Origin of the sequence: Nitrosomonas sp. ANs5 (genome assembly GCF_050584665.1) — a bacterium.
Classification (GTDB): Bacteria; Pseudomonadota; Gammaproteobacteria; order Burkholderiales; family Nitrosomonadaceae; genus Nitrosomonas.
The window spans coordinates 1-12,082 of the sequence record NZ_JBEUDO010000069.1 but is presented as its reverse complement, the minus strand read 5'-3'; the positions used below and the strand labels follow the sequence as shown (position 1 = coordinate 12,082).

The following is a 12,082-nucleotide window of genomic DNA, read 5'->3' as shown; positions in this document are numbered from 1 at the left end:
ATAAATCCTATAATGTGAATAGACAAATAAACATTCAGTTGTGAAGTATTTTAACTTAAGAGATAATAAACGTTTTTGCCGGCTTTTGTTGTCGTATGGCGCGGAAGATCGGGCTTGGTCTTTTGAATAATTCGAGGGTGAGAATAAATGAAGGAAGCATTTAAGGATTTCGACGCGCCAGTATTCAAAAATTTGACTAGTGCTATCCGCGCACTGGCTATGGATGCTGTCCAAAAAGCCAATTCTGGCCATCCTGGCATGCCAATGGGCATGGCAGAAATCTCCGAAGTGCTGTGGATTCATCATTTGCGCCATAATCCCGCCAATCCCAAATGGGTCGATCGTGATCGTTTCGTATTGTCAAATGGCCATGGTTCCATGTTGCTGTACGCATTGCTGCATTTGTCGGGGTATGACGTAACCATCGAGGATATCAAGAATTTCCGTCAATTGCATTCCAAGACGCCCGGTCATCCAGAGTATGGCTATACGCCAGGGATTGAAACGACGACAGGCCCATTGGGACAGGGTATAACCAACGCGGTGGGCATGGCGCTGGCGGAAAAAATTCTCGCACAAGAATTCAATCGCCCTGGATTTTCAGTTGTGGATCATCACACCTATGTGTTTTTAGGCGATGGTTGTCTGATGGAAGGTATTTCGCATGAGGCCTGTTCGCTGGCCGGCACGTTGAAACTGGGTAAGCTGGTCTGTTTCTATGACGATAACGGGATTTCCATTGACGGCCATGTGGAAGGCTGGTTCACGGATGATACGCCGAAACGCTTCGAGGCCTATGGCTGGCACGTCATACCGGATGTGAATGGGCATGATCCTGAAGCAATCGAGGCGGCCATCGAGGCAGCGAAAAAAGTGCAGGATAAACCCACCATGATTTGCTGCAAAACGGTTATCGGAATGGGCTCGCCGAATAAGGCCAATACCCACGCAGTACATGGTGCGGCATTGGGAGACGAAGAAATTGCTGCTGCCCGTCCGCATATCGGTTGGCATCATTTACCTTTCGAGATTCCACAAGATGTTTACGATGCATGGGATGCGCGTACCAAGGGCCAAGCGCTGGAGAGCCAGTGGAATGCGATGTTTGCAGAATATGCCAAGAAATACCCAGCTGAAGCGGCGGAATTCAATCGCCGCATGGCTGCCGAACTGCCGGCCAACTGGTCCGATCACGTCGATGGGGTCATCAGTCAAATCAATGCCAGAGAGGAAACTATCGCTACGCGCAAGGCCTCACAAAACGCGATCGAGGCACTGGCGCCGGTGCTGCCCGAATTGGTGGGTGGGTCAGCTGATCTGGCAGGTTCCAACCTGACGATGTGGTCTGGCTCCCAAGGGGTGGGTGCGGACACTGCGGGTAACTATATTTACTATGGTGTCAGAGAATTTGGAATGAGCGCCATCATGAATGGGATGTCACTACATGGCGGCATCATCCCGTATGGCGGAACGTTCCTGATGTTCTCGGAATATGCTCGCAATGCCTTGCGCATGGCAGCATTGATGAAAATTCGCAATATTTTTGTATTTACCCATGATTCGATCGGCTTGGGTGAAGATGGTCCGACCCATCAGCCTGTCGAGCAGACAGCGACGCTGCGTCTGATTCCGAATATGGATATCTGGCGGCCATGTGATACCGTGGAATCTACCATCGCCTGGGTACGTGCTATAGAACGGCGTGATGGGCCAACTTCCCTCATATTTAGCCGCCAGAATTTGCCGTTCCAGAAACGGGATGCGATGACAATCGGCCTGATCAGCAAGGGCGGCTATATCCTGTCCGATGCGGCTGATGGGAAACCACAGGCAATCATTATTGCGACCGGTTCTGAAGTGGGATTGGCCATGGCTGCGCAGAAAGTGCTGGCTGAATCCAATGTGATGGTACGTGTCGTGTCAATGCCTTGCACGAGCGTATTCGATAGACAGGAACAGGACTATCGCGAGAGTGTGTTGCCCGCCGGGATCAGGCGTGTGGCCGTGGAAGCCGGTGTGACCGATTATTGGCGCAAGTATGTTGGCCTGGATGGCGCGGTGATCGGGATCGATACATTCGGTGAATCGGCGCCAGCAGAGAAACTGTTCGAGTATTTCGGATTTACGGTCGACAACGTCGTCAATGCGGTGAAAAAGATTCTGTAAATGAATGGATGAAATTCGATTTTCGTCGATAGCACAAGTTTTTGCATAAGGAGATAGTTGTATGACAATTAAAGTTGGTATCAATGGTTTTGGACGTATCGGACGAATGGTTTTTCGTGCTTCCGTTGAGAAGTTTAGCGATATAGATGTCGTAGCGATCAATGATTTGCTTGAACCGGATTATCTCGCGTACATGTTGACACATGACTCCGTGCATGGTCGTTTCAATGGTGAGGTATCGGTAGAAGGCAACAATCTGGTCGTCAACGGCAAGAAAATACGCCTGACCGCAATCAAAGATCCAGCTGAGTTGAAATGGAATGAAGCCGGTGTCGACGTGGTCGTGGAATCAACCGGACTTTTCTTGACCAAGGAAAGCTGTGACAAACATTTGCAGGCAGGTGCCAAGAAAGTCGTCATGACAGCACCTTCCAAAGATGACACGCCGATGTATGTCTATGGTGTTAATGACAAGAGCTATCATGGTGAGGCCATTATTTCTAATGCTTCATGTACGACAAACTGCCTGGCGCCGATTGCTAAAGTATTGAATGATACCTGGGGAATCAAGCGCGGGCTGATGACGACTGTGCACGCTGCAACCGCCACTCAGAAAACCGTTGATGGACCTTCCAACAAGGACTGGAGGGGCGGACGTGGCATTCTGGAAAATATTATTCCGTCATCGACGGGGGCTGCCAAAGCGGTTGGCGTGGTCATTCCTGAGCTGAATAAAAAGCTGACAGGGATGGCATTCCGTGTGCCAACCTCTGACGTTTCGGTTGTAGATCTGACTGTCGAGCTGGAAAAAGATGCTTCCTACGAGGATATATGTAATGCCATGAAATCGGCGTCTGATGGTCCGATGAAGAACGTATTGGGCTATACCAATCAGAAAGTGGTATCTACCGACTTCCGGGGCGAAAGCTGTACCTCGGTCTTTGATGCCGAAGCAGGTATCCAACTGGACCGAAACTTTGTGAAGGTTGTTGCTTGGTACGACAACGAATGGGGTTATTCCTGCAAGGTATTGGAAATGGTGCGGGTGATCGCCGGGCACTGACCATGCTGAAATAGCAAGGCCTGCAAGAGTAAATGGTGTCGATGAAGGGTATCTGTATAGCCCGGACTGGACACCAGTGACGGAGCATGCGGATTGGCCGAACGGTGACGGTTAGTTGGTTCGCATGCTTCGCCGATGATAGGCCAGTCAAGTTTTCCTTGAAAATCGTAGCGGGTAAGTCTGCAAATAATTGTCATGCAGTCAATGGGGCAAGGCGTTGCAGCATCATGGGTTCAAGCTGTTGAATTGTTATATTCCGTGCCTGGTGACTGTTGACAGGAAAAACCAGCTTGAGACAACCATCGAGTAAAACGCATTCCTGACCTTGGTAGCTGGACTTTCGCGATTATTCTTCCTGAATTCAAATACCGGAAGGTAACCATCTTCCGCTTCTTTACTAACATCCGTAAGATATGGAGTTAATGTGTCCGTCATTAAACTGATAGATCTAGACTTAAATAATAAACGTGTCTTTATCCGTGCTGATCTCAATGTGCCGATCAAAGACGGGAAAGTCACTTCAGATGCGCGAATTGCTGCATCCATGGCTACCATCAATCATTGCGTGGCGCAAGGCGCGAGAGTGATGGTCACTTCCCATTTAGGTCGCCCTGAAGAAGGTGTATGGACTGCTGAAAATTCCCTTCAGCCCGTGGCTGATGATATTGCCAAGCGTCTGGGAAAGCCTGTTCGCCTAATCAAGGACTGGATGGATGGTGGATTTGAAGTCGCAGCGGGCGAGCTGGTGGTCCTGGAAAACTGCCGAATCAACAAGGGTGAGAAAAAGAACAACGAGGAGACTGCGCGAAAATATGCCAGTCTATGCGACATCTTCGTGATGGACGCTTTTGGTACGGCGCACCGTGCAGAAGCGTCAACCCATGGGATCGCACAATATGCACCGGTTGCCTGCGCAGGAATTCTGCTGACAGAGGAGCTTGATGCGCTCACCAAGGCGCTGCATGAGCCGGCGCGACCAATGGTGGCGATTGTCGGGGGATCCAAAGTTTCTACCAAACTGACGGTTCTGGAATCCCTTTCCGAAAAGGTGGATCAGCTAGTGGTTGGTGGCGGAATTGCCAATACCTTTCTCAGAGCAGCGGGTCATAATGTTGGCAAGTCGCTCTGCGAAGACGATCTGGTGCCAGTTGCCAAATCGCTAATGGATAAAATGCAGGCACGCAATGCGACTATCCCAATCGCGGTCGACGTCGTAGTGGGCAAGAATTTTTCAGCCGAAGAGCCGGCAGTTCTGAAAGCCGCAGACAACGTCGCCGATGACGACATGATTTTTGATATCGGTCCTAAAAGCGCGCAGGAACTGGTTGACATTATCATGCAGGCTGGGACGGTCGTTTGGAACGGTCCAGTCGGTGTGTTTGAGTTTGATCAATTTGGCGAAGGTACACGTGCGATTGCCAAAGCGATTGCCGAAACCAGCGCTTTCACTCTGGCAGGAGGGGGAGACACTATCGCGGCCATTCAGAAATACGATATCTATGACAAGGTCTCGTATATATCTACTGCTGGCGGTGCATTCCTGGAGTTTCTGGAAGGAAAGAAATTGCCTGCTGTTGAAATTCTTGAGTTGCGTGCACGTTGAAACCTGAAGAAATCATTTCCTGGGAATGATGCGAAGAACTAAAATTGTGGCCACGCTGGGGCCAGCATCCAGCAGCTCGGCAGTCCTGGAGCGAATGATTGAAGCCGGTGTGGATGTTGTTCGCATCAATTTCTCGCATGGTACTCGAGAAGAGCATATTGCCTATGTGGAGCAGATACGCTCGCTGGCGCGTTCGACCGGCCGGACGGTAGGTGTGTTGGCTGATTTGCAAGGACCGAAAATCCGCATTGGGAAATTCGATCAAGGAAGCATAAGCCTCAAAACCGGAAGCGAATTTATACTCGATGCCGAGTGTGAATTAGGGAACCAGGAGAGAGTCGGACTTGACTACCGGGAGTTGCCTAATGATGTGGAAGCTGGCGCAACCTTATTGTTGGATGATGGGCGTATTGTGCTCACTGTTAACAAAGTTAACGGCAGTGAGATCCATTGCAAGGTGGTGCAAGGCGGCATTCTTTCCAATAACAAAGGCATCAACCGCAAAGGGGGGGGGTTGAGTGCGCCGGCCTTAACTGCAAAGGATTTGCAGGACATCAAGACTGCCGCAATTCTCAAAGCTGACTATCTGGCTGTATCCTTTCCTCGTTCCGGTGAGGATATACGAATGGCCAGAGCGTTGATGCAGGAGGCCCAGGGAAATAGCTTGCTAATGGCAAAGATTGAGCGTTCCGAGGCGATCCTGGCACTGGATGATATTCTTGATGCATCGGATGCGATCATGGTGGCACGCGGCGATCTGGCTGTAGAGGTGGGGGATGCGGCCGTCCCTGCATTGCAGAAAAGAATGATCAGGTCAGCGCGAGTAACCAATAAACTGGTCGTGACGGCAACGCAAATGATGGAATCGATGATCTTCAGTCCGATTCCAACCCGGGCAGAGGTTTCTGATGTTGCCAATGCCGTCCTGGATGGCACGGACGCGGTCATGCTATCGGCCGAGTCCGCTGCAGGGCAGTATCCGGTCGAGTCTGTCGAAGCGATGGCGAGAGTCTGTCTGGAAGCCGAGAAGGAATATACGGTCAATCTGGATTTTCGCCGTCCTCCCGATGCGTTGCCGGAAAGCATTGAAGAGGCGATCGCACGTGCGACCATGTATACTGCTGCTGGGCTTAAGATTCGTGCAATTGCCGCGTTGACTCAGAGTGGTGTGACCGCGCGGTTTATGTCTCGCAGAAGTTCCAAGGTGCCCATTTTTGCGCTGAGCCCGCAGGAGGATACCCTTGGTAAAATGACCTTGTTTCGCGGCGTATACCCGATTGAGTTTGGACAGGGTTTGTGTGATCCTGAATTGATTCTTGAGATGGCCGAGAAAGAATTGCTTGAGCGCGGCGCCGTGCGAGAGGGTGACCTGATTGTGATGACGATCGGCGAGCCAGTTGGGAAGGCGGGTGGAACGAATACCATGAAAATCGTGAGAGTCGGGGATCAAAAGCTTTCGGCCCAGGCAGGCAGGGAAACTGTCTAGACTGTTTGTGCCAGCAGCCATAAGGCTTGGGGATTTGGAATACACAAAAGCATCCACATCGTTGCTATAATCTCGCTTGGTTAACCACGATACTTCGGCTGGAGATGCTGTCCTGATACACCTGCCAGCTGGAAGTGAGCCGTTACTCGTCAAGACAGCTGTTCCGTTTATCTCGCAAGATGGATGTGAATGGAGTGCAGGATAAAAAGCTCATCTGAAGTGGCAGCTGGATGCCGGGAGTAAGCAAAGCGGGGGAGGGTTTGTGGTGGTTGGATGTGGGCCCAATCCTTGACATGCAGCTATTGCGTGGCAACGTATAGCTGAGGACGATAGATACTGAATTTGTAAAATTGCGCGATTATATGGCGGGGCGTCCGTCACCCAACTGTAAGAGCTGTCTGTCTACACAGTGCTCAGAGTTTTTATGAGGTTAGCGGGATTTTCGATACCACGGAATGCCCGCACGCGCATACCAGCAGTTTTATTTAGAGATCATACAAAATTTATATAAAAGGAGACCTGAATGGCACTCGTATCATTACGCCAATTATTGGATCATGCAGCAGAAAACGGATATGGGCTTCCGGCTTTCAATGTCAATAATCTTGAGCAAATTCATGCCATCATGCAAGCGGCTGATGAATGTAACAGTCCCGTTATCATGCAAGGTTCGGCTGGCGCACGTAAATATGCAGGCGAGGCATTTCTGCGTCACTTGATTGCCGCTGCAGTCGAGGCTTATCCCCATATTCCCGTCGTTATGCATCAGGACCATGGTGCTTCACCAGCTGTCTGCATCAATGCAATTCGCAGTGGTTTCTCCAGCGTCATGATGGATGGTTCACTGGAAGAAGACGGCAAGACACCTTCCTCATATGAATACAATGTGCAGGTCACGTCGCAAGTTGTGCAAATGGCGCATGCCGTGGGCGTTTCCGTCGAGGGCGAATTAGGTTGTCTGGGATCGCTGGAATCCGGCATGGGAGAAGCCGAAGATGGCCATGGTGCCGAGGGTCAGCTGACGCACGATCAGTTATTGACTGATCCTGAGCAGGCAGCAGATTTCGTCAAAAAAACCGGAGTGGATGCCTTGGCGATTGCGATTGGGACTTCCCATGGTGCCTATAAATTTACTCGCAAACCTACAGGCGATATTCTCGCAATTGAGCGCATCAAGGAAATTCATCAACGCATTCCCAATACCCACCTGGTGATGCATGGTTCCAGCTCTGTTCCACAAGAATGGCTGGAGATCATCCGTGAACATGGTGGCGAAATGAAAGAAACTTATGGCGTTCCGGTGGAAGAAATTCAGGAAGGGATCAAACATGGGGTACGCAAGGTGAACATCGATACCGATATTCGCTTGGCAATGACTGGTGCGATACGCCGCCATCTGGCCAAAAACAAAAGCGAATTTGATCCGCGTAAATTCCTGAAGGATGCAACTGCTGCCGCTAAAGACATCTGCAAAGCACGCTTTGAGGCATTTGGTTCGGCAGGTCAGGCCAGCAAAATCAAGCCCATCATGCTGGACGAGATGGCTGGCCGTTATGCACGCGGCGAGTTAAAGGCCATCGTTAAATAACGGGAAACTACTGATATCAAATGCCGCATGATCCGAATGTGGTCGCAGTCGGATCATGCAGCGTTTGATCAATTAACCGTCCCCCAGAAAGGTTTGGCTTTCCTGAAGGCGTTCCAGGATTGATCAAGTGCTTTCTTCTTTTCAAGCATACAGCTTATGCTCCATCCGCGAATAATGCCGATGGCCTCATATTGCACTCGTTTGTTTTGTCTGATGTCAAGTTCGTCCAGAAATTTCTGGGTCCCGGCATAGTCATTGATCGCACCAAGATCGTTTTGCAGTGTTGCAAGTAGCGCGATATAACGTTTGCAGGATGTCTGAGGATAGAGTGCCATAAAAAAATCAGCGATATAGCGCTGTTTTTTTATGGCTATACGCAAGGCATGCAGAGCCGGAGTATCCAGTCCTTTTAACTTTTCACCCGTTTGCATGATTTCTTGATGCGTTGCAGCCATGCTGGTTGTGGCGAATGTTTTGATGTCACCAGGCGGTAAGACTTGATCAGACCCAACGAGTGAATCCAGTGATTCATGCTGGCCAATCTTATTCAGCCAAATTAATATATCCAGCATCAATCTGGTATAGCGTCGGGAACTGATACGCTTGCGTGCGGCTGTATTGTATTGTTGACGCAGTTTCTGGCAATGCTGGCGAATCAACGGAAGTCCTGCCTGGTCTGGGAAGTGGGAAATGATATCTGGAAGGGTTTCGGTTACTAATATGTCCCAGTCCCGGGCTGGATTCAGTTGTCGAAAGAGCCACTTCAACTCTTTTCTGATGGCAGTCACTTCATCGCCTGAGACGGTTTGGGAGAAGGTATTTAAGGCCGAGCGGAATCGACGTAAGGCGACACGCATTTGATGCAGGTATTCTACATCAGCGTCAGCCATGAGCATGCCATTTTCATTTCTGCCAACCTGAATGAGGCAGTTTTGCATGATCATTCTGAGTGCCTGGTGCAGGTGCATTTCTGGCTTGATCTCGGTCTTGATCGCTTTGAACGGAGGGGGGGGCTGCCGAGAAAAAAGGATATAGCCGCGTTCGGCCTTGCTGGCATTTTCCAGCCTGAGTGGAAAGGGGGCGCGATCGACTATGTTGCGTGATAATTGTAGCAGCTTGATCGGTTCGCCTGATTTGAGTTCAAGCTCGATCTCGCAAATTGGCATTTGCCTGTTACCGGCGATGATCTTGCCATGATCGAGACAAATCTCGATTTCAGTCCCATCCTCCAAGTGCAAGTGTCGCAAATGGCGAGTAAATTTAGTGGTGAATACAGGCTGCAGCGTTGCTCGCAATTGAGGATTTCTGAAGAGTTGTTTGATTCTGGGATGCTGAATGGCGCTGAAATCGGGGTATGCAGCGACTAATGGCGTCTCCCATTCATCATGCTGATGCAGACCTGCAGCAATACTGCCGCCCGCCTTGATCGTCTGCACCCAGTCCTTGCCAATACGGCGTAACCTTAATGAGCAACCCATTTGCTTGAGTTTTAGATCAGGCGTGTCGTAATAGATGCTATACAACTTTTGGGTGCTGGTTGCAGTAATATTCAGTGGCTCCAGCCATACCAATTCCTGTATCGGCTTTGTACAACAGGAAGCGGGTAGTGCCAGCTTGAGTTCGATTTCTATTGGCATCAGATCATTCGATCGAGTCTTGTTTGACAGCTGCTAGTTTCGCAAGCAGATCCTCCTGGGCGCAATATCTCCTGCTGCGTCGGGCTGACTTATGTTTATAGTCACCTTCACCATTCATTTCCCATGCCTGTACATTGTCTCGCAGATAAGGCTTGAGTCCTTCTGTGATTATCCGTTTCTTAAGTCGCGAGTCAAGCACGGGAAAGCAGACTTCAACGCGCCGGAAAAAATTACGATCCATCCAATCGGCGCTGGCGAGGTAGACATTAGGGTGATTATTATTGTGAAAATAAAAAATACGAGAATGCTCGAGGAAGCGACCGATGATGGAACGTACCCGAATATTTTCCGATAGGCCGGGCACACCGGGACGGAGGGCGCAGGCGCCACGTACAATCAGATTGATTTTGACGCCCGCCCTGGAAGCTGCGTACAGTGCCTGAATCACCACCGGTTCCAGTAAGGCATTCATCTTGGCAATGATTGCAGCCGGTTTGCCTTTGTTCGCATACTCGATTTCCTGCTGAATACTATTGAGAATCTGGTTGTGAAGGCTGAATGGCGATTGCCAGAGATGTTTCAATTTGCTCGCTTTGCCAAGACCAGTCAGCTGTAGAAAGACCTCATTGACATCAGCACAAATTTCTTCATGACAGGTCAGTAAGCCAAAATCGGTATAAAGGCGCGCCGTACCGGGATGATAATTTCCTGTACCGAGATGCGCGTAGCGTTTGAGTTGGCCAGCTTCTCGTCGGACTACCATGGCCATTTTGCTGTGTGTTTTATGTCCGACGATGCCATAGACGACATGTGCACCCACTTCTTCAAGCCGGCCTGCCCAGTTGATGTTGGCTTCCTCATCAAAACGGGCCAGTAGTTCTACGACTACCGTCACTTCTTTGCCCATGCTGGCTGCCGCTATGAGTGCCTCCATCAAAGTCGAATCCGACCCTGTCCGGTAAACGGTCTGTTTGACGGCCACGACATCCGGGTCGATCGAAGCCTGCTGAATGAATTCGATGACCGGCTGGAATGATTGATAGGGGTGGTGCAGTAAAATGTCTCCCTTGCGGATGACCTGAAAAATATTATTGGCCTTCTTTTTCTGGGACAGAAATGGCAAGCCAGGGATAAATTTGGGAAATTTGAGTTCGGGGCGATCGATTAGATCAGAGACTTGTATGAGCCGTACTAAATTGACCGGGCCATTCACCTGAAACAGATCGACATCTTTTAAGGAAAACTGCTCCAACAGGAATTCGGCCATATGTTGCGAGCAGTTATCGGCAACCTCGAGTCTGACTGCATCTCCCAAGTGGCGTTGGGGCAATTCACCCTGTAAGGCAATGCGAAGATTCTTGATTTCTTCTTCGTCGACGAACAAATTACTATTCCGGGTGACACGGAACTGGTAGCAACCGACAACATGCATCCCCGTGAACAGTTCACCTACATGCGCATGAATAATGGATGACAGGAATACAAAACTATAGGGATCTTTGCTAACTTCTTTGGGCAGCCGTATGACTCGCGGCAAGATGCGCGGAGCCTGGACGATGGCAATACCCGAGTTGCGGCCAAAGGCATCTTTACCTTCCAGTTCCACTGCGAAATTCAGACTTTTATTCAGTACGCGCGGAAATGGGTGGGATGGATCCAGGCCAATCGGCGTGAGCATGGGCATCAGCTCTCGAAAGAAGAAGCTTTTTATCCATTCGCGTTGCGCATCGCTCCAGGTGTGACGGCGCAGAAATTGAATGCCTTGTTTTGCCAGTGCCGGTAAAATGCTGTCGTTAAAAAGATGGTATTGACGCGCAACTACCTGATGCGCCCGGTCGGATACCAGGTTGAAAGCCTGGCTTGGCGCCATGCCATCGGGTCCAAATCCGGGAGAGTCTAATTTAATCTGCTCTTTCAGGCCGGCAACACGAACTTCGAAAAATTCATCGAAATTATTACTGACAATACAAATAAAACGGAGGCGTTCCAGCAAGGGGACTTGTTCATTCTCGGCCTGTGCCAATACTCGGCGATTGAACTCGATCTGGCTGAGTTCTCGATTAAGGAATTGCTTGGGAATTGGAATGTCAGACTTATTTGTTGCAATAAGGCTTGATTCGTTATCTGCCATGGGATGGGACTGTTATTGTTATAACGTGTACAGTAGTTGCGTTGTTATGATGCAATCTTATTGCTCCGGCGGGATATAACCAGCCGGTTGATCCGCACCATCACCGAAGAAATAGGCCTCCATTTGGCTGGCGAGGTATTTGCGTGCTTTGATATCTGCCAAATTAAGCCGCATTTCGTTGACCAGCATGGTTTGATGTTTAAGCCACTGCGCCCAAGCTTCTTTCGAAATATTGTTATATATCTTCTGCCCCAGTTCTCCAGGGTAAACAGGGAAATCAAGCCCTTCCGCTTCGCATCCAAGTTTGATGCATTGCACTTTTCTAATCATATTTTTTCCTGTTTAGTATTAAAGACCTTCTATCATATAACGGCTAAACGAAATATAGTCAATTTCGGAGCTAGAAAC

General features: G+C 49.7%; 8 protein-coding genes. 5 read left to right on the top strand and 3 right to left on the bottom strand.

Annotated elements, in window-relative coordinates:
* Positions 1-147: 147 nt before the first annotated feature.
* The 5 genes from tkt to fba all read left to right on the top strand — a co-directional run bounded on the left by tkt (position 148) and on the right by fba (position 7,906).
* Complete coding sequence (gene tkt / locus ABTW62_RS12520; protein WP_430904909.1) at positions 148-2,166, top strand: transketolase; 2,019 nt, start codon at positions 148-150, stop codon at positions 2,164-2,166.
* Positions 2,167-2,227: 61 nt separating this feature from the next.
* Positions 2,228-3,229, top strand: a complete 1,002-nt coding sequence (gene gap / locus ABTW62_RS12515; RefSeq protein ID WP_430904908.1) for a type I glyceraldehyde-3-phosphate dehydrogenase — start codon at positions 2,228-2,230, stop codon at positions 3,227-3,229.
* Positions 3,230-3,653: 424 nt separating this feature from the next.
* A complete protein-coding gene (locus ABTW62_RS12510; protein WP_430904907.1) occupies positions 3,654-4,832 on the top strand; it encodes a phosphoglycerate kinase in 1,179 nt (392 codons plus the stop codon).
* A gap of 25 nt (positions 4,833-4,857) precedes the next feature.
* On the top strand, positions 4,858-6,318 hold the full coding sequence (pyk, locus tag ABTW62_RS12505) for a pyruvate kinase (protein ID WP_430904906.1): 1,461 nt from the start codon (positions 4,858-4,860) through the stop codon (positions 6,316-6,318).
* Positions 6,319-6,841: 523 nt separating this feature from the next.
* On the top strand, positions 6,842-7,906 hold the full coding sequence (gene fba / locus ABTW62_RS12500) for a class II fructose-bisphosphate aldolase (protein WP_430904905.1): 1,065 nt from the start codon (positions 6,842-6,844) through the stop codon (positions 7,904-7,906).
* 68 nt (positions 7,907-7,974) lie between these two features.
* On the opposite strand, the gene ABTW62_RS12495 is transcribed toward fba, so the two are convergent.
* Genes ABTW62_RS12495 through ABTW62_RS12485 form a run of 3 tightly spaced genes read right to left on the bottom strand, consistent with a single transcriptional unit; the run spans position 7,975 to position 12,004 of the window.
* On the bottom strand, positions 7,975-9,543 hold the full coding sequence (locus tag ABTW62_RS12495) for a CHAD domain-containing protein (RefSeq protein WP_430904904.1): 1,569 nt from the start codon (positions 9,541-9,543) through the stop codon (positions 7,975-7,977).
* Between the two features lie 4 nt (positions 9,544-9,547).
* On the bottom strand, positions 9,548-11,674 hold the full coding sequence (ppk1, locus tag ABTW62_RS12490) for a polyphosphate kinase 1 (protein ID WP_430904903.1): 2,127 nt from the start codon (positions 11,672-11,674) through the stop codon (positions 9,548-9,550).
* 57 nt (positions 11,675-11,731) lie between these two features.
* Positions 11,732-12,004 carry an oxidative damage protection protein gene (locus ABTW62_RS12485; RefSeq protein ID WP_430904902.1) on the bottom strand — a complete coding sequence of 91 codons (273 nt, stop codon included), beginning with the start codon at positions 12,002-12,004 and terminating at the stop codon, positions 11,732-11,734.
* Between the last annotated feature and the right edge of the window lie 78 nt (positions 12,005-12,082).

Bases quoted from the DNA above. Each gene is read 5' to 3' on its own strand.
- tkt (WP_430904909.1), top strand. From the start codon at position 148: ATGAAGGAAGCATTTAAGGATTTCGACGCGCCAGTATTCAAAAATTTG.
- gap (WP_430904908.1), top strand. From the start codon at position 2,228: ATGACAATTAAAGTTGGTATCAATGGTTTTGGACGTATCGGACGAATG.
- pyk (WP_430904906.1), top strand. From the start codon at position 4,858: ATGATGCGAAGAACTAAAATTGTGGCCACGCTGGGGCCAGCATCCAGC.
- fba (WP_430904905.1), top strand. From the start codon at position 6,842: ATGGCACTCGTATCATTACGCCAATTATTGGATCATGCAGCAGAAAAC.
- ABTW62_RS12495 (WP_430904904.1), bottom strand. From the start codon at position 9,543: ATGCCAATAGAAATCGAACTCAAGCTGGCACTACCCGCTTCCTGTTGT.
- ppk1 (WP_430904903.1), bottom strand. From the start codon at position 11,674: ATGGCAGATAACGAATCAAGCCTTATTGCAACAAATAAGTCTGACATT.
- ABTW62_RS12485 (WP_430904902.1), bottom strand. From the start codon at position 12,004: ATGATTAGAAAAGTGCAATGCATCAAACTTGGATGCGAAGCGGAAGGG.